We start from the raw sequence: 18,365 nt of genomic DNA, 5'->3' as shown, positions 1-18,365 counted from the left end.
CTTTGACACAATCGCCGAAGCTCGTAAGCTTCGAGTCCTCAACGTTAAACCTCGCCGAGACCAGAAAGGCGCCTTTCGTCATGACCTATGTGTTTCACCGTCACACCAAGGCCAACTACCCCGTCGCCGTCGCTGGCGACGGTCCCTATGTCATCGACAGCACGGGCAAGCGCTATCTGGACGCATCGGGCGGTGCTGCCGTCTCCTGCCTGGGCCATAGCAACCGCCATGTGATCGAGGCGATCAAGGCCCAGCTCGACAAGATTCCCTACGCCCACACTTCCTTCTTCACGAACGAACCGACCGAACAACTTGCCCGGCATCTGATCGAAAGAGCCCCGGCAGGGTTGAACAAGGTCTACTTCCTTTCCGGCGGCTCGGAAGCCAACGAAACCGCCATGAAAGTGGCCCGGCAATATTTCGTTGAGAAAGGCGAACCTCAGCGCCGGCACTTCATCGCGCGCAATCAGAGCTATCACGGCAACACACTTGGCGCCCTGGCCGTCGGCGGCAATCCTGGACGACGCGAACTGTTTCAGCCGCTGTTGATCAACACCACCCACATCGACCCCTGCTACGCCTATCGTCACCAGCACCAGGACGAAAGCATCGAGGCCTATAGCCTGCGCGCCGCCGACACGCTGGAGACAGCGATTTTGGAACTGGGGCCCGACAGCGTGATCGGTTTCCTGGCTGAAACCGTCGTCGGCGCGACCCTTGGCGCGGTGCCCCCCACACCTGGCTATTTCAAGCGCATTCGCGAGATTTGCGACAAGTACGGCGTACTGTTGATCCTTGATGAAGTGATGAGTGGGATGGGACGGACAGGCACGCTCTACGCTTGCGAACAGGATGGAATCGCGCCCGATATCCTAACCTGCGCCAAGGGTTTGGGCGCCGGCTATCAGCCCATCGGCGCCTGTCTGGTCTCAGGCGCGATTTTCGATGCCATCGAGCAAGGCAGCGGCTTTTTTCATCATGGCTTCACCTATATCGGCCATCCAACGGCCTGTGCTGGCGCCCTTGCGGTGCAACAGGTGATCGAACAAGAAGGCCTCCTCGCAAAAGTGCGCGACAAAGGTTCGGCCCTGACCGAACGCTTGACCCATGCCTTCGGTCAGAATCCTTACGTTGGCGACATTCGCGGGAGGGGTTACTTCCAGGGCATCGAACTGGTATCGGACCGCGACAGCAAAGAGCCCTTCGATCCCGCTCTCAAGATCTTCGCCAAGATCAAGGCCAAGGCCATGGAGAAGGGCCTGATGTGCTACCCAGGCGGCGGCACCGTCGATGGAAAGAAGGGCGACCACGTGCTGCTGGCTCCCCCGTTTATCCTGGAAGACAGCCATCTCGACGAGCTCGTCGAGAAACTTTCCGCCAGCCTGTCCGAGGTGCTGCGCTCAGAAGGAATTTCGGGTTGATGACCCAGCCGACACCCGACCCCGCCAGTCAAACCTGGGAGCCCTTAGTTCTAACCGTCGCCCCGAACGGCGCACGCAAGACCAAACGCGACCACCCTGCCCTGCCAATCACTCCGGCGGAACTGGCGGCAGAAGCTGAAGCATCCCTGGCCGCCGGTGCAGCGATGATCCACCTGCATGTGCGTGATGCCGAAGACCAGCACAGCCTGGACCCCGGGCGCTATCGCGAGGCTATCGACGCCATACGCGAACGAGTCGGGAATAAGATCGTAATCCAGATGACGACCGAAGCGGTGGGCCGTTACAGCCCTGCCGAGCAGATGGCGTCGGTCCGTGCCGTGGAACCGGAAGCGGTCAGCTTGGCGGTACGGGAGTTTTTCTCCGACTCGAATCTGGAGAAGGACGCGGCTCGCTTCACTCACGAATTGGCCGAGCGCGGCGTCATGGCGCAATACATCGTCTATTCCGAGGAAGATCTGCAGTGGTTCAGCAGCCTGCGGGATACCGGCAAACTGCCGATCCAAGCGCAGTCCTTGCTGTTCGTTCTCGGCCGCTACACGGCCGGACAGCGGTCTGAGCCAAGCGATCTGTTGCCTTTCCTGCGCGCCAACAAACCAAACTATAGCTGGGCGCTGTGCGCCTTCGGCCCGAAAGAGGCAGCTTGCGCCGCGGCCGCAGCGACCCTTGGCGGCCATGCTCGGGTTGGGTTCGAGAACAACCTGCTTCTTTCAGACGGAACCCCGGCCCCCAACAATGCCGCGTTGATCGCGCAAGCGGTTGCAATCGCGCGCGCTATTGGTCGCCCGCTTGCCAGCGCAGATACTCTAAGAATGGCTGCCAAGACAGTGCCATAGAATCTCCCTTCTGATATTAGGGGTAGAATTCTGGCATAAGGTCCGCTTCAATAGGGCCAAGGCAAGGCGCGGCAAAAGCGCTGGCTGAACAGGTTAGTGAATTCACCGGGAGTACACTTGGAAGGCATCGCTTTGCGCGCTGCCTTTGTGGGTTTCTATTCCATTCGGTCTGCCGTGCGTCCTGCCAGGTCCCCTGGCATGGGGCTATTTTTAGCTCTATGCCATCGGTGCCAACGCGATACGAAACAAACAATCCATGCGCCTTGGTAAAGAAGCGCTTCAGAGAGCAACCGAGGACGAAACAAAAGATTGGGAGATATAGTAATCATGAGGAAACTGGCATTCGCATCCTTGGCCCTGGCATTCGCTGCCGGCGCCTGGCTGGGTACCGGCACCCAGGAAGCAAAAGCCCAGAACCAGCAGTTCATTTCGATCGGCACAGGCGGTGTGACCGGCGTCTACTATCCCACGGGCGGCGCGATCTGCCGTTTGGTAAACCAGAACCGCAAGGAGCACGGCATTCGCTGTTCGGTGGAATCCACCGGCGGTTCGATTTACAACATCAACACCATCCGCACCGGTGAGCTTGAATTCGGTGTAGCCCAGTCCGACTGGCAGTATCATGCCTATCATGGCACCTCCAGCTTTGCGGACCAGGGCCCCTTCGAGAACCTGCGCGCGGTTTTCTCGGTGCACGCCGAGCCGGTCACGATCGTGGCCCGTAAGGATGCGGGCATTGCCAACATTACCGATATCAAAGGCAAGCGCCTGAACATCGGCAATGCCGGTTCCGGTACGCGTGGCACCTGGGAAGTGATCGAAGAAGCATTGGGCTGGTCCCGTGACGATCTGGCTCTTGCCGCCGAGTTGAAGTCCGCCGAAACCGGACAAGCACTTTGCGACAACAAGATCGACGCCTACTTCTGGCTGGTGGGTCACCCCTCAGCGCTGACACAGGAGACCGTATCAACCTGTGATGCGATCCTTGTCAACGCCACCGGCGATGCGATCGATAAGCTGGTTGCTGACAATCCGTACTTCCGTCACGCGACGATCCCCGGCGGCATGTATTCGAGCAACGCCGAAGACGTGAACACCTTTGGTGTCGGCGCGACCTTCGTATCTTCCGCCGACGTTCCCGATGAAGTCGTTTACGTGGTTGCCAAGGCTGTCATGTCGAACCTTGATGATTTCCGGAAGCTGCACCCCGCTTTCGAGCATCTGAAAGCGGAGGAAATGATCCGCGATGCACTATCCGCGCCGCTGCATGACGGTGCCGTCAAGGCCTACAAGGAACTTGGACTGATGTAAGGTCCAGGAATGAGGACGCCGGTTATATGATCGGCGTCCTCACTACCTGCTTTATTGGGCTTTGTTGCTGAGGCAGCGTGCCGCTGCGACGTTTTTCCGGGGGAACATCATGAGCGAAAAATCGACTGACCGGACCACTGCCCCTGCCGTTGATCTCGAAGATCTTGTCGCCTCGACAGATACCGGCAACCGGCAGCCTACGGGTTTCGTCGCTCTTTTAATGACCCTGACCGCGCTAACCTGGTCGCTGTTTCAGCTTTACTACGCCTCTAACATCCCCTCTGTCATTCATAGCGTTTTCGGTATCAACCTGATCTTCAATCTGGACGATGCCCGCGTTATTCACGTCGCCTTTGCCCTCATGCTGGCGGCCATGTCTTATCCGCTCTTCAAGTCCTCGCCACGCGATTCGATTCCCTGGTACGACTGGCTGCTGGGTCTCGCTGGTGTTGCCGCTTGTCTCTATCTTTTCGTGTTCAAGGATAACATCGCAGTGCGCGCCGGCCTGCCGACGACCGGCGACCTGGTGATGTCCAGCATCGGCATGGTGGTCCTGATGATCGCGGCCTATCGCGCGCTCGGACTGCCTTTGGTCATCGTCTCCTCCGTTTTCCTCGTCTACGTCTTCTTTGGCGACAAGAGCTTCATTCCCGATGTCATCCAGTGGAAAGGCGCCTCCTATGGCAAGGCCATGTGGCACTTCTGGATGCAGACCGAAGGCGTCTTTGGAATCGCGGCGGGTGTTTCCGCTTCGATGATCTTTCTATTCGTGCTGTTCGGGTCGCTTCTCGATAAGGGCGGCGCCGGAAACTACCTGATCAAGGTGGCTTTCGCCCTGCTCGGGCATCTGCGCGGCGGCCCGGCGAAAGCGGCTGTTGTTTCCTCAGCGATGACCGGCCTGATTTCCGGATCATCCATCGCCAATACCGTCACCACTGGAACGTTCACCATCCCGCTCATGAAGCGGGTCGGATTCAGCGCCGAGAAGGCGGGTGCGACCGAGGTGGCGTCGTCGGTAAACGGCCAGATCATGCCGCCCGTCATGGGTGCGGCGGCCTTCCTGATGATCGAGTACGCAGGCGTAAGTTACCTGGAGGTCGTTCGCCACGCGGTGCTGCCGGCATCGATTTCCTATATTGCCCTGCTTTACATCGTTCATCTGGAAGCCTTGAAAGCCGATATGAAGGGCCTGCCACGGCCCGGGCCTGCGCGCACGGTCCTACAAAAACTGACCGGAATGCTCGGCGGTTTTGTCGGCATCGGCGTGCTGGCAGCAGCGGTTTACTACGGACTTGGATGGATCAAGGTCGCCGCCGGCGATTCAACCTTTTACGTGGTAAGTCTTCTGTTCGTCGCAGTTTACGTCGCGCTGCTGTTCTTATCTTCACGCGTGCCGGATCTTGAGATCGACGATCCCAATTCCCCCGTCGTGGAGTTGCCGGAGGTCCGGCCGACAGTGCTGTCCGGCCTTTATTATCTGCTTCCTATCGTAACGCTGGTCTGGTGCCTGATGCTGGAGCGCCTTTCTCCGGGCTTGTCCGCCTACTGGGCGACGATCGCCATGATCTTCATTTTGCTGACACAGCACCCTTTGAAGGCCCTGTTCCGTGGCCAACTGAATTTCCTCGTCGGCTTCAAACAGGGGGCATTGGAGCTCTACGAGGGGTTGCTGGCGGGCGCGCGCAATATGATTGGCATAGCGGTGGCTACCGCCATCGCCGGTATCATCGTAGGCACGATTTCCCTGACCGGCGCGCACCAAGTCGTCGGGACTTTCATCGAGTTCTTATCAGGCGGTAGCTTGATGGTCATGCTGGCCCTGGTCGCGGTATTCAGTTTGATCCTCGGCATGGGCTTGCCAACAACCGCAAACTATATCGTCGTCTCATCTCTAATGGCCGGCGTGGTGGTCGAGGTCGGCGCCCAAAATGGCCTGATCGTGCCCCTGATTGCGGTTCACCTTTTCGTTTTCTACTTCGGTATCATGGCGGATGTGACGCCGCCTGTTGGTCTTGCTTCTTTCGCGGCAGCGGCCATCTCAGGCGGCGATCCGATCAAGACCGGCGTGACGGCCTTTTACTATTCCTTGCGAACCGTGGCGCTGCCGTTCCTGTTCATCTTCAACACGGACTTGCTGCTGATCGACGTTACGGTGATCGAGGCAATCGCTGTCTTCATCGTGGCTACTTTCGCGATGCTCTTATTCGCGGCAGGCACTCAAGGTTACTTCTTTGCACGCAACAAGGTATGGGAAGCCGTCGCTTTGTTGGTCATTGCCTTCACGCTATTCCGGCCCGGATTCTGGCTTGATCTGCTGGAACCACCTTACGAACAGCGTCCGCCAACGGAAATCGCCGAAATAGCCGGCGCGGTCGAAGCTGGCGCGGAGCTGCGGCTGGTGATCGAAGGGCCGACCATCCGAAATCCGGACAAGGTTCAAAGCCTGCACTTCCTCCTGCCCATGGGCGACGCCGAACCGGATGGTGAGGCGCGTCTGGCCCGCGAGGACTTCGTTGTCATGATCGATGGCGACGATGTGGTTCTGGAAGAGCCTTTCCGTTTTGGACCCAGCGGCAGTGTGCCAGGGCAGAAACTTGCGGATTTCGATTTCTATGGAGACCCGCCCGTTAAGTTGGTCGCCATCGAGCTGGAGCGCGATCGCTTGCCCAAGGAGATCTTCTACATACCGGCATTGCTTCTCTTGGCGTTGGTCATCATGTTGCAGCGGCGACGCACTGACGTACCCGCTTTTTAAACGCAAACTGGGAGACAGGCATTGTACAAAGACATACTGCTTGCCGTCGACTTGGCCCACGAGAATACTCAGTCCAACGCGGTCGCCAGTGCTGTCGCCTTTGCGCAGCAGTTCGACGCCCGGCTTCATCTAATCACTGTGGTTCCGGATTTCGGGATGTCTATCGTCGGCGGATTTTTCCCGCCCGACTACGAGAAGAAGGTGCTTGAGAAAGCGAAGAATGATCTCCATTCCTTCTCTGGAAAAGCCATTCCGGAAGGCCTAGCCGTACAGCACATCGTTGGGCACGGTGCGGCCTACCGGGAAATCCTGCGCTATGCGGAGGAAACAAAGTGCGACCTTATCGTCATGGCCTCTCACCGACCGGAAGTTTCAGACCATCTGATCGGCCCCAACACAATGAAGGTCGTGGGGCACGCAAATTGCTCCGTCCTGGTGGTGCGCAGTTAACCCTTTGGTTCGCCATTTTCCTGACCGCCTTGGTGTTGGCGGCTTGCGCTGCGAAGTCGGACGATGTCTCCCTCCCGGAAACCATCAAAATTCCAGCCGGGCCATTCATCATTGGTTCGGACCGAACCGAGCGTGAAGCAGCCTATCAGCTGGACGAAGCGGCGTATGGCCATCAAAGAACCCGGCAATGGAAATGGTACGAGAATGAGCCGGATCGGCAGATACTAGAGCTACCGGCGTATGCCATCACGCGAGCACCCATAACCAATGCTCAGTATGCAGCCTTTGTGGCGGCCAGCGAGCACCCGGCCCCCGACGTCGACCCAGACACATGGGCCGGCTACAAGCTGATTCATCCCTACGAACGAACGCGGCGGCATGCCTGGGGCGACGGCGGCTACCCTGCGGGGCGCGGCAACCACCCGGTGGTGTTAGTGACCCACGCCGACGCCATGGCTTACGCCGCTTGGCTTAGCCTGCGGACCGGCCAGAACTGGCGTCTGCCGAGCGAGGCTGAATGGGAGAAGGCGGCGCGCGGAACCGACGGGAGGCGCTTTCCTTGGGGCGACGTTTTTGATGCCAGTTTTCTCAACAGCCACGACGCCGGTCCCTTCGATACACTGCCGGTCGGGTCTTTTCTGCAAGGCGCCAGCCCTTTTGGGCTGTTGGATGCCGCCGGGCAGGTGTTCGAGTGGACCGCCACACCGGAACGGTCAGGCCGTTTCATCGTAAAGGGTGGCTCCTGGGACGATTCGGGCTGCGGCATCTGCCGGCCCGCCGCCAGGCACGGGCGGCCCGAAACCCTGAAGCATATCCTGATAGGCTTTCGGCTTGTGCGCTCTCACGATTAAGACAAAACAACGCGAGCCTCTTGCGTTTTCCCGCGAAGCTCATAGCCTGCGGAGGAATTGCGACAACCCGCCCCCCAAGCGGGAAGAAAGGTAGGGACCCGATGCGGAACGTGGAGATCGTCAGTAAGGCGGCCGTCACTGCAACAGTGGATTTTGACAAGCTTTCGGAAAAGGAACTCCGGCGCATGGCCGAAGCCGGCCATGAAGTGCTGAACGTGCACCGCGTACTCGCAAAGACGGGCGACAACGTCGTGGGCGAGTTGTTGCGCGACAACGGAACCTTCTATGAGTGGGATCACTATCCGCCCGGCGATGTCTATGACTCGGAGACTCATTCCCAGTACTACTACCACGCCCACCCCTTCGAAGAGCGTTTCGACCGGGAACACGGCCACCTCCACACCTTCCTGCGCCCAAAGGGCATGCCCAAGGGGATCAAACCGGCCGATGTTCCAGGCGCCAAAATGCCCAAAGACTCAAACGATAAGCTTAGCCACTTGATAGCGATATCCATGGATTCTGCCGGGCTCCCTTTCCGCCTGTTCACGACCAACCGCTGGGTTACCGGCGAAGTCTGGTACAAGGCCGATGACGTGATTGCCATGCTGGGTTACTTCGAAATCGACCACACCCGCCCCTCCTGGCCCGTCAATCGCTGGATCACGGCCTTCCTGCAACTCTACAAGCCGCAGATATCGCAGTTGATCCGGGCTCGGGACCGCTTCGTCCAGGAATGGCAATTGGAGCACCCCGGTGAGGATGTCTACGAGGACCGCAACCTTGAAGTCACCTCGATCATGGATATCAGTGTCGAGGGGCAAATCCAGGCGATCGGCCGGGCGCTGGAGAAGCGTAACGCCGCGTGACGCCAGACGCGTCGCGCTAGCAGTCTTCGCAAGGCTCAATCGGCAAGTCCCGCTTCAGCCAGCCCGGGCCATAGTTGGGATTGCCAAACATCCCCTCGGTGACGTTGTAGACATTCGTGAAGCCGCGCTCCTGCAGCAATTTGTAGGCATAGGAGGAGCGCACGCCAGCGGCGCAGATCAGGCCAACCGGCCGATTTAGGTCGCCGTCACTCGCGGCAACGATCTTTTCCACGAAGGCAACGAATCCCTCAGGATCGTGAATCGTGACGGTACGCGCGGATTTCGGAATGCCGGTGTCACGCCATTCGCGAGGCGACCGGACATCAACCAGCATCAGCGCGTTGCGGCCAATCATCTCGGCTGCTTTGTCCGCTTGCAGGTGACGCTGCTCGGCACTCTGTGCCCGGACGAAATCTCCAACGGAGGGTCCCACCACGCCAAGCAGCAGAACACCCGCCGCCACACCAAGAAAACGGCGGCGACTGGCAAATAGTCCGTTCTTTCGCGCCAACCTCGTCATGAAGGCAATCTATGCCTATCCACAGTCGGTCACAAGAAACCCGCCTCATCTTCAAGCAGAAGTGAAAGGGTCGCGTTTGAGCATAGGCAGCCAATCACCCTCCCCTGGTCGTTTCCCTTGCGCATGACCATAAGCTTGGCTATAACGCGGCTCGCCTGACGGGGAGTAGCTCAGCCTGGTAGAGCACTACGTTCGGGACGTAGGGGCCGGAGGTTCGAATCCTCTCTCCCCGACCAGTCTAGGCAGTTGAAGGGCCGCATCCTCGCAAGGGACGCGGCCCTTCTTGCATTTCCATCCCCCAGGCCGCCCCGCCGCCATCTTCCAGCTTCCATTCACCGGCTGCCTCTTGCGGACTCCCACTAAGCTATTCCCACGCTTTTCTTTCGGGACAAAACGATACAAAAGTTAAATTGCTGTTTTCAAGTTTTCTACTATTTTTATAGACAATACAACAAGAGGCGCGACGGAAACTACTGTTCCGCGCCTCGGGCGCTCTTCCGTTGTTTTTAGTTCCTTCAACGGGAGAGCGCTTTTATTTCTTCAGTGGAGTGAGCCATGCAGTTTCCCTTCGGGCCGGATAGCGACGACGAGAATGACAAGAAAAACAAGAACGGTGGTGATCGGGAGAGAGGGAAACGCGTAAACCCCCTGGGCAATCCCTTCCTGGTACGCGCGATGGAACAGCGGGCGGAGGCCAAGGGCGCGGCCCTGGAGGCGGAGCCCATGGGGGCGATGGACCTTTCCATGAAGATGGGCCGTCAGTTGCTGGACCAGGCGCGCAGGAAGGAAGGCGCTTTGGGTGCGCGTCTGCGGGCTGAGATGGAGACGGCGGGCTTTTCCTTCGGGTCCCGTGGGGCCATCGGCTTCAAGGACCCCAAGGAGCGGGCAAGAGGCGGGGACGGGCGTCAGCCCGGACAGGGAACGCAAACAAGAGGCGGGGACGGGCGCGAGCCCGGACAGGGAACGCAAGCAAGAGGCGCGGGCAAGTCCACCTCCATCGCCTTGACGACGGGGCGGGGCGCCAAGCGCCAGGAGGACCAGCCGATGCAAACCACCGAGATGGTCCGCAGCGCCTTGAACCGTCCCTTTGGGGGCGAGGGCGCGCGCAACCAGGGTGATCCCCTGGCGTTCCTGAATGCCCGGCTGCCCGATACCGACGAGGATGACCTGCTGGAGGCCGAAGGCCTGATCTCGGCGGCCGAGACCACGCTGGCCGAACAGAGCGCCAACGCCGATGACCCCTTGACCGCCAAGCTGATTGCCACCCGCGCCGAGGAGGCCAAGGCCATGATGGCCGCCCTGGCGGGCGAGAAAGCCATCCGCGAGACAAGCGTGCCCTCGCCATCCTTCGAGACGGTGACTGCGTCACCTCCTCAGGATGAAGGTGAGACGGAGAACAGCAAAGGGTTGAAGGGCCCTCACCCTGAGGGGTCGAACGACCCTGTCTCGAAGGGCGGGGCCTCGAAGGGGGACGATATCACCGCCACTCCTCACCCTGAGGAGGCTGCGCCAGCAGCCGTCTCGAAGGGTGAGGGCAGCGGGGGCAGCGCCACCACCGGCACCGACACCACCGACGAGGCCCGCGCTGCACGGCGCGATGACACGCGGGCTATCGATGCGCTGGCTGAAGGCCGAGAGCGCGCCCGCCTTGCTTCCGGCGATGAGACCGAAGCCATCCAGATCGCCAGCGCCGACACCGGATTCCAGAGCGACGCTTCTTCCGGGGCAACTACGGCCACCAGTCCCGAAGACCCGCCCGCCGACTTCGATGCCGAGCGTAACGAGGCGCCCCGGCAGAGCGATGCGCAGGCCCGGGAACGTGACGTTCAACCTCTCGGCGCTGCGGCCCGGCGCAGTTTCGAGGCCATCGATGCGGCGGAACGCGAACTGGAACGGCAGCGCCGCCGCCAACGGGCCATGTCGCGCGATACGGCAGAGGATCGCGACGATCCCGCAACCCGGGGTCAGCGCCAGCAAGCGGTGAGTGCAGAGATCGAGCGCGCGGAGGACCAACTCGGCAAGGTTCGCACAGAGGCGCGGGATGCGATCATGGAACGCCTCGTCACCGGCTCCCTGGATCCCGCCAGCGCGAAGGCCGAGGCGGAGACTGTCTTCGGAACGGATGATCCGGTTGTCGGACAGGTGCAGGCCGCTGGCGTCGTGGCGGGCCTGCGCGAACTCGAAGAGCGCGCGCTGGACAAGCCGGAAAACGCCGGGGCCGCTGCGGATTTCGTTGCCGGCCTGCGCGGCGAAGCGGAGCAGGATGGCAGCCTGACGGCGGAGGCATCGCAGTATTTCGATAACGCTTTGGATAACATCGGCCGCATGACCACCCAGGCCGGCGTTCTCGAAGAAGCAAACCGGGAGCTCGACCGCCTTGCCACGGAGATCGAGGCGCTGGAGCAGAAGCGGGCCGGAGAGGGACTGAACGCCCGCGAACGCCGGCAGCTGCGCGGCCTCAAGGCATCGCAGCAGGCCGCGGTCGATAAGGCGGCGGATGCGCAGGCGGCTTTCGACGAGGCGGCCGAGCCACTGGTCAAGCTGGATGCAGCCAGGGCGCTGGCGGCGCTGATGGAGACAGCCGAAAGTCCGGAGCAGTTGCGCGACGAACTTTTCAATGTCGCTGAGGCAACGCTGGACGGGGCTGCCGGGGGCGCCCTTGCCGGGCTCGTGACGGGCGCCACCGGGGGGCCTGCAGGAGCCGCGTTCGGTGCCAGCCTTGGGGCTGTCATCGGTTTCGTGGCCAATGGAGCAGCAACGTTTCTCGCCCGCCAGGGAATTGATCCTGCGGATCTGGCGGCCCTGCCGCGGCTGCTGAAGGAAGATCCGGCCAAGGCCATTGCTATCATTGATGATATCGGTGATGCGAAGTTTGTGGCTGCTTTTGCCGGATCGCTCGCGGGCGGGATCAAGCTCACGCCCAAGCCCGGGTTCGATCTGGTGGATACAGGGATCGGGGCTGCGGCCAGCGAGGGGTTCAAGACCTTGCGCAGGCAGTGACTGCAGGCTCGGCCTGGAAGGAGCGGTGGAGTGACAACAGGATTGCGTATTTCCGGTTGTTTTCTCTGCTTAGGCATTGCTACCTTTCCTCGCATGAAGAAGGGTAACACGCTCAGGAAACAGATGAGGCGCGGCGCGATTGCCGGAGCCTTTGGGGCCACGATGTACATGATTGGCGGATGGGCGCCCGTATTCTGGAAGCAATGGACCGACGATGGCTACGGGCGTCTTCTGCCGCCGGAGGAGATCGAGGCGGCGCCAGCGGTCTTTCCGCCCTGGCCGGAGATCGCGCCGCCGGGCCCGGACGCGCTGTCGCGCCTCTCGCGCGCTGATCTCAAGCGCTATTTCTTTCCCGAGGACGCCTCCGACCCGGACTATGGCCTTGTCATCCGCCGCTTCGACCAGAGGCCGGTGGCATTGCGGAACTCCGGTGAAGGAAGAGAGGGCGACCGCGAGGTGGTGGCCCTATACAACCGCATTCGCTCGACGGTCCCGGCCCTGCCGGAAGGGTATGACAAGTACGGAACGCAAGACCCGCCAGGTGATCCCGAGACCAACGCCCAGATCAGCGTCTACTCTTCATTGAAGCGGTGGAAACCCGAGTACCGCTATAAAGGAGCGATGTACATCCAGCGCGGTATCGATGAACGCATGACCGAACAGGGTTGCCGAATCAAACCGGGTTTATTCGTCACCGGCCTGTCCTGGAAGGGCGGAGGCGGGATGCCGACGGCGGAGCGCTACCGCATGCACAGGCCGCTCATAAGCATCCATCACCGCCTCGGCGAACCGACGGTGGATCACTGCCTTTTCCGGGCCATGACCGTGGCGCTGGGCCTGCACCCGACAGAAGCATGGTTCTTCGATCCGGGCCCCGTGACACCGGACGAGCAGGCCCGGGCGCTGGCCGCCCTTGCCCTTGTCTACCACCCCGCCGTCAAGCCCGGCATGGACGAGGAGACCTTCATCCAGACCCTGCTGGACCGCGATCTCATCGAGCCCTAGCTCTGTGCTTTTAGCAAATTGCCAAGGAAGCCACGGAGATGATGGCGGCGCTGGAAGAGGAGGAGCGCATCCGACAGGCTGGCCCGGCAGACGGTATCCAGATCGCCAGCGCAGATACCGGCATCCAAAGCGATGCGGCGGCGCCTTTGGGACAGCAGGCGCAGACGGCAAGGTCTGAACCGGCGCGCAACCTTCAGGTGGCGCAGGCACCGAGCAGGCACGGTAAATCACCAGCAAAACAAAACCAACCGATTATCCTGCCGGAGCCAACCGCCGACGGCCCGGTGGTTACACGTGATCTAGAGCGGATTTTGCAGTTTGATCCTAACGGGCATGGGGAACTTAGCACTAGTATTCGGAGCCCGATCGATACAATGACGGCCAAAAACACAGCAGAAGAAGCCATTTTAACGACCGAGAAGTTAGCCAAGTCAGGAAGGATATCGGGCTCTCACAACGGTGGCGCTGACGCCTTTCGTCATGCGCTCTGGCATTACAAATTAACCAAATCTAGCGGTTACGAAGCGTCCAAGGGATTCGGCGATGCACATGAACGTGATATCCAAGGCGGAATTCGTGCGGGAATAGCGAATCTAGGGAGAAACCCGCGATTTACGCCTTTGAATGGAGCAGAACTCGTTACTCCAGGCGAGCGGCTCATGGATCTTTACAACAATGAGGTTGGGCGGCAGCTAGCCTTGGACCCGCGCAACTTGAGCAAGCCGGATGAAGACGTGATCCTCGATGCCCTAAGCAATAACAAGCTTAGAGATAAGCCATTTAAGGTTGTATGACAGAAATGATTATGACATTAAAACAAGAATTCAATATCTCCAATCGTGAGGCAGATGGAATTCCCCTGTGGTCAAGCTCAGCACGAATCTATCAATAGTTTTGTCGGTTCTTGCAGGCAGCTTCTTGTATCTGTGGGGATACAACACAGGAACGATGGAATCAGGTATTCCCCAATGCAAGGTGAAGCCCGGGTGCATAATTGTTATGTCAGCACCAGAGAGCGAGGGACGTTTTAAGATAGAGCAAGAGAACATCAGGTTGCCGCAGCGGCAGGTCCTGCTAAATGATCAATTGCCTCTAGCTCCAAGGATGATACCCCTTACCGAGAATGGACTAGGGCGTTTGATTATTCTACTCGATCAAGGAGAGAGAATTAAGCATAAGTGGTTCAAACCACCTACAGAATATATGGAAAACAAGCAGCAGATTCATTTTTTTATTGTTTATGCGGATAATATAATTACACAGTCTTATTACTATGAATCCATAAACTCATGGAGTTTATTAAAGAATTCAATAATTGGTTATTTTTCGGCGCTGACCCTTTTTGTAATAGGTATGTTTGAGCCAATCACCGAACTCCTCTTGGATTAGCGCGATCGAGAACAAGACCGGCCAACGCCCGCGCAGCCATGGCCTATCGCTGGCCAGCCTGCCAGTGGACGGCAAGCCGGGTCTTGGCACCCTGGAGGCCTACAAGGAATTGCTCGGCAATAAGAAAGTCGCCCAGACCTTGAAGGAACAGCTTGCCGAGGAGCGCTGCGCCTTCCGAAAGGGCTCGGCCAACGCAGCCGACGAAAGGCGCAAGCTGCCCCCTATATTCTATCATTGATATGGCAAGAAAAAGGCGTGAAGGCGCGGATCGCACAGGGTTCGGCCAAGCTGATCGCCACCCGGCCATCACCTCTGACCTGGACGAACGAACCTTCGTCCAGGCGCTCCTCAACAAAGCCCTTGTTAATCCTTTTTGGGGTCTTGCCTGTGCCAGCGCCGCTAGGGCCCTGAGACGTCAGCCTGCGCCGAACATCTTTCTGAGATTGGCAAAGCCCGCCTCATACACGCCGCGAACGGCCGCGACAGCATCGCCTTCCGCTGCGCCCTTGGCCTCAAAATCGCTTGACCATTCGACTTCGCAGCCACTGCCCTTGCTGTGTACCGTGATAGTCGCCTTGTAGTTAGCGATCGGCAGCGGCCCCGGCGAGAGTATCTCGTAACTATAACTGCGCGCACCGCCGTCATGGGTCGTCTGGCGCTCAACGATGGATCCGCCGCCGGCCAGCGCCAGATGACGGATAGTTTCACCATCCTTGGTTTCGATCTCACACTTTTCGACTGCGGGATGCCAATCCGGCACGCCATTGAATTGGCCGATCAATCCCCAAACGATATCGGCTGGCACCAATAGGGGCTGCTTCAGGTTTACACTTGCCATTGCTAGGTCCTCCCTTGGCTTTTCTATTTCACCAAGGGTGAGCCTCCTGGGCCCTGATGGCAAGCATCCTCGGCCACCTGGCCTTCAGACCTCGCGTCCCAAGGTCTGCATAAGCTCTCGCCACTCGCGCGGAGACAAACCGGTGTCGGCAGGGTCAACCGTCTCCCCCGCCAACAGGCGTTGCACGACGTCCAAGGCGCCTCGCGAAAAGGTCACTGCCCCGACCACGTAATCCTCGAAGGCTTCGTAGCTTGCGGGGACCCAGCGCTTCAGCGTCTCCAGCATCGCCTCCGCATAAACCCGAATCTCATACTGAGCATGCGGGTCGGCACGCAGCGACAGGAAATGCAGGAGGTTATGGAGATTCACCTTCCAGTACCACTGGGTGTAGAGGTTGAGCGTCAGATTCATACGCGCCAGTTCACGCGCCAAGCCCTGCCGGTTTGGATCGATCGTCTGGCCGTCCGATGTTTCGTTCAGCAACATCTGATAGTCGGCATAGCAGCGTTCGGCATCCTCGCGCAGAATACGCAGCGTTTCCTCGGCCTCCGCGCCCTCCAGAACGTCGCCGCGGCCTTGCCGATTGCTTGCCGACTGCGCGGCCAATTGCTCGCGCGGCGGGACATAGAATTCCTTGTCCAGGATCGAATAGCGCGCCGAGTATTCGTTCACGTTAGCGGTCCGATGCCGAATCCACTGCCGGGCAACGAAGATCGGCAGTTTGACATGATACTTGATCTCGCACATCTCGAAGGGCGTCGTATGCCGGTGGCGCAGAAGATAGCGGATCAACCCACGGTCCTCCCGCAATTGCTTGGTACCCTTGCCGTAGGAAACGCGAGCAGCCTGCACGATGGCGGCATCATCACCCATATAGTCGATAACCCTGACGAACCCGTGGTCGAGAACGGGAATGGCGTCATAGAGAATTTCCTCCAACGCCGGGACGACAGCGCGGCGTGTGGCTTGAGTCTGCCCTTTAAGGGCTTCGATCTCCTGTTTCTGCTCCGGCGTGAGCGACATGGCGGGTTGCTGCCTCCTATATGCGAATCGACCGTCGTATCGTGGCGACGGTAGCGCCTGACGCGCCCTATCGCCAGCGCCTTGGACAAACTATTGAAAGCAAAGGCTCCCTGGTCGCCCTGCCGCTCTCCCCTGCCCCTACCTTCATCGGCAAACTAAAACCACACCCCTTTTGTTTGGACGGGACTCGGCCTATATTAGAGACGTCTCCTCGGAGACTATGGCGATAAACGCCGTTCGTAATAGGCAGAGCGGACCCGGGGGCAGTACCCGGCGCCTCCACCAGTTTCGTCCGCCCCAATGGTTTCTCGTTAGAGACTGGGGCGGACTTTAAGGGGGCGAACCAGGATCGACGCATGTTGAAAGGGACGATTTTCGCTCGGCATGGCACCACCGTTATCGGGCCATCGCAATAGTTGCCAACGACAACTTTGCTGAGGCTCGCGCAGCTGCTTAATGCAGCCTAGCGACCTGAACTGAATCCCTGCCGTTTTGCAACGTCAGGTGGGGTCTGTCGGGCACCTAGCAACAGAAGCCCGGCATTTCCTTTTCGCGAGCCCCGGTCCTTTTCGCGAGCCCCGGTCCTTTTTGCGAGCTCCGGTCCTTTTCGAAAACCCCGGCATTATCCCCCGACCGCCACCGCTGCTAACGTTGCTATCGGCAGCGAAATTCGGGAAATTCCGCAACGAACCTATCCCTTCCTCTCGCCTCGCGCTTACAAGCGTGCTACGGATTATGGTCAACGGTAAATTGAACAGTAACGACGACAGGTTCCATGGCCGACGACAACGACGACGACATTCTGAGATACGACATCATGGTAGAGCGGGCCCTGCGCGCGGTGGTTCGCGACGCACTGAAGGTTGCGGTCGAAAGCGGGTTGCCGGGTGACCACCACTTCTACATCACCTTCCGGACCGACCATCCCTCGGTTGAAATCTCCGAGACCCTGCGCAGCCGCTACCCCGAGGAAATGACCGTTGTCGTCCAGCATCAGTTCTGGGATCTGGCGGTCGCGGACGAATACTTTGCTATCACACTCTCCTTCAACGGCAGACCGGAACGATTGGTCGTACCTTTCGAGGCAGTCAGCGCTTTTGCCGATCCTGCCGTTCGCTTTGGACTGCAATTCGAGGCCCTTTTCAGCAGCAGCGAAGAAGAAGATAGCGACGACATCAAGAGCGCAAACGACCTGGATGGCCCGGTACCGGACGGCCTGGAGGAAATAGACTCCAACGCCAAGACGTCGAGCCAACCCGACTCTCCCACGACCGCGACCAAGGCTTCGGGAAAAAAGCCCGCCCGCAGCGCAAAGCAAGCCGGGGACGATGACAAGGAGCCTGGAGAGGGCGACAACGTCGTCACGCTCGACTCTTTCCGCAAGAACAAGTAGCCGCCGTCTGGCGGACGGAATTATGCCGGATCCAACACAAACCAAGATCGATGGGCCCGATGATGCCCCCATCACGCTGCTGTTTGCCCATGGCGCCGGTGCGCCGATGGATGCGCCGTTCATGGAAAAAGTCGCAGCTACCCTGGGAAGGCGAGGCTGGAGGGTCAAGCGCTTCGAGTTTCCCTACATGGCCAGCATGCGAAACGGCGGTCCCAGGCGCCCGCCCGATCCGCTACCCCGGCTTTTGGATCGGTTTCGCGAGGAGATTGCGACCGAGACCGGCCGCCGCCTGGTGTTGGCCGGAAAATCCATGGGCGGTCGGATGGCCAGCATGGTGGCCGATGATTCCGAGGCTATCGGATGGCTTTGCTTCGGCTACCCCTTTCACCCGCCGGGCCGACCGGAAAAGACTCGCACGGACCACCTAGAGAGCCTCAAGACGCCAGGGCTGATTCTACAAGGAACACGCGACGCCCTAGGCAACCGCGAAGATGTCGCCGGTTACACCTTGGCTCCCGGCATCAAGATTCACTGGACCGAGGACGGCGATCATCATTTGGCCCCGCGCAAGGCAAGCGGACGATCCCATGGGGAAGCGCTGGACGAGGCCATATTGGCTGCCGACGCTTTCTTGCGGGGGCTTTCCGGGTAACATAGACGTGCTATTACATGCTCGAACGCCGGGGGCG

The 18,365-nt window shown here is 59.6% G+C and carries 17 protein-coding genes, 1 tRNA gene and 1 other RNA gene; 16 read left to right on the top strand and 3 right to left on the bottom strand.

The window, feature by feature from the left end:
- Positions 1–80: 80 nt before the first annotated feature.
- From ABIE63_RS12995 to ABIE63_RS12965, 7 genes are all read left to right on the top strand, one after another.
- Positions 81–1,421, top strand: a complete 1,341-nt coding sequence (locus ABIE63_RS12995) for an aspartate aminotransferase family protein (protein ID WP_354504943.1) — start codon at positions 81–83, stop codon at positions 1,419–1,421.
- A complete protein-coding gene (locus ABIE63_RS12990) occupies positions 1,421–2,275 on the top strand; it encodes a 3-keto-5-aminohexanoate cleavage protein (protein WP_354504942.1) in 855 nt (284 codons plus the stop codon). Before ABIE63_RS12995 ends, ABIE63_RS12990 begins: the two co-directional genes overlap by 1 nt.
- Before the next feature lie 327 nt (positions 2,276–2,602).
- Positions 2,603–3,586, top strand: a complete 984-nt coding sequence (locus ABIE63_RS12985) for a TAXI family TRAP transporter solute-binding subunit (protein ID WP_183417746.1) — start codon at positions 2,603–2,605, stop codon at positions 3,584–3,586.
- Positions 3,587–3,695: 109 nt separating this feature from the next.
- The gene (locus tag ABIE63_RS12980) at positions 3,696–6,341 is read left to right on the top strand and encodes a TRAP transporter permease (RefSeq protein WP_354504941.1); all 2,646 of its coding nucleotides are present in this window, start codon (positions 3,696–3,698) and stop codon (positions 6,339–6,341) included.
- Positions 6,342–6,362: 21 nt separating this feature from the next.
- Positions 6,363–6,791 (top strand): universal stress protein, encoded by a 429-nt coding sequence (locus ABIE63_RS12975; protein WP_183417748.1) that lies wholly within the window; start codon positions 6,363–6,365, stop codon positions 6,789–6,791.
- Positions 6,764–7,642 carry an SUMF1/EgtB/PvdO family nonheme iron enzyme gene (locus ABIE63_RS12970; protein ID WP_354504940.1) on the top strand — a complete coding sequence of 293 codons (879 nt, stop codon included), beginning with the start codon at positions 6,764–6,766 and terminating at the stop codon, positions 7,640–7,642. The genes ABIE63_RS12975 and ABIE63_RS12970 overlap by 28 nt, the downstream gene beginning before the upstream one ends.
- A gap of 101 nt (positions 7,643–7,743) precedes the next feature.
- Positions 7,744–8,508, top strand: coding sequence for a hypothetical protein (locus ABIE63_RS12965; protein WP_221205938.1), 765 nt, complete (start codon positions 7,744–7,746; stop codon positions 8,506–8,508).
- Between the two features lie 16 nt (positions 8,509–8,524).
- Here ABIE63_RS12965 and ABIE63_RS12960 read toward each other — a convergent pair whose 3' ends face one another.
- Positions 8,525–9,028: a rhodanese-like domain-containing protein gene (locus tag ABIE63_RS12960; RefSeq protein WP_354504939.1), complete on the bottom strand. Its 504-nt coding sequence runs from the start codon at positions 9,026–9,028 to the stop codon at positions 8,525–8,527.
- 159 nt (positions 9,029–9,187) lie between these two features.
- Between ABIE63_RS12960 and ABIE63_RS12955 the strand changes: the two genes are divergently transcribed.
- From ABIE63_RS12955 to ABIE63_RS12930, 6 genes are all read left to right on the top strand, one after another.
- Positions 9,188–9,264, top strand: a tRNA-Pro gene (locus tag ABIE63_RS12955).
- A gap of 319 nt (positions 9,265–9,583) precedes the next feature.
- Entirely contained in the window at positions 9,584–12,028 is a 2,445-nt protein-coding gene (locus tag ABIE63_RS12950) for a hypothetical protein (RefSeq protein ID WP_354504938.1), read from the top strand.
- A gap of 30 nt (positions 12,029–12,058) precedes the next feature.
- Positions 12,059–13,033, top strand: a complete 975-nt coding sequence (locus tag ABIE63_RS12945) for a hypothetical protein (protein ID WP_354504937.1) — start codon at positions 12,059–12,061, stop codon at positions 13,031–13,033.
- A gap of 38 nt (positions 13,034–13,071) precedes the next feature.
- Complete coding sequence (locus ABIE63_RS12940; protein WP_354504936.1) at positions 13,072–13,827, top strand: hypothetical protein; 756 nt, start codon at positions 13,072–13,074, stop codon at positions 13,825–13,827.
- Between the two features lie 67 nt (positions 13,828–13,894).
- Positions 13,895–14,422 (top strand): hypothetical protein, encoded by a 528-nt coding sequence (locus ABIE63_RS12935; protein ID WP_354504935.1) that lies wholly within the window; start codon positions 13,895–13,897, stop codon positions 14,420–14,422.
- Positions 14,391–14,660, top strand: a complete 270-nt coding sequence (locus ABIE63_RS12930; RefSeq protein ID WP_354504934.1) for a hypothetical protein — start codon at positions 14,391–14,393, stop codon at positions 14,658–14,660. Before ABIE63_RS12935 ends, ABIE63_RS12930 begins: the two co-directional genes overlap by 32 nt.
- A gap of 177 nt (positions 14,661–14,837) precedes the next feature.
- On the opposite strand, the gene ABIE63_RS12925 is transcribed toward ABIE63_RS12930, so the two are convergent.
- Both ABIE63_RS12925 and thyX read right to left on the bottom strand, forming a co-directional pair.
- Positions 14,838–15,260, bottom strand: coding sequence for an SRPBCC family protein (locus ABIE63_RS12925; protein ID WP_183417761.1), 423 nt, complete (start codon positions 15,258–15,260; stop codon positions 14,838–14,840).
- Between the two features lie 84 nt (positions 15,261–15,344).
- Complete coding sequence (gene thyX / locus ABIE63_RS12920) at positions 15,345–16,283, bottom strand: FAD-dependent thymidylate synthase (protein ID WP_183417762.1); 939 nt, start codon at positions 16,281–16,283, stop codon at positions 15,345–15,347.
- Positions 16,284–16,449: 166 nt separating this feature from the next.
- Here thyX and ssrA point away from each other — a divergent pair.
- The 3 genes from ssrA to ABIE63_RS12905 all read left to right on the top strand — a co-directional run bounded on the left by ssrA (position 16,450) and on the right by ABIE63_RS12905 (position 18,328).
- Positions 16,450–16,827, top strand: a transfer-messenger RNA (tmRNA) gene (ssrA, locus tag ABIE63_RS12915).
- Positions 16,828–17,058: 231 nt separating this feature from the next.
- On the top strand, positions 17,059–17,676 hold the full coding sequence (locus ABIE63_RS12910) for a ClpXP protease specificity-enhancing factor SspB (RefSeq protein ID WP_354504933.1): 618 nt from the start codon (positions 17,059–17,061) through the stop codon (positions 17,674–17,676).
- Between the two features lie 22 nt (positions 17,677–17,698).
- Positions 17,699–18,328: an alpha/beta family hydrolase gene (locus tag ABIE63_RS12905; RefSeq protein ID WP_354504932.1), complete on the top strand. Its 630-nt coding sequence runs from the start codon at positions 17,699–17,701 to the stop codon at positions 18,326–18,328.
- Positions 18,329–18,365: the final 37 nt, after the last annotated feature.

Source organism: Limibacillus sp. MBR-115, assembly GCF_040549425.1.
GTDB classification, from domain to species: Bacteria; Pseudomonadota; Alphaproteobacteria; order Kiloniellales; family CECT-8803; genus Limibacillus; species Limibacillus halophilus.
The sequence above is the reverse complement of the archived record's forward strand: the minus strand, read 5'-3'. Positions and strand labels throughout refer to the sequence as shown.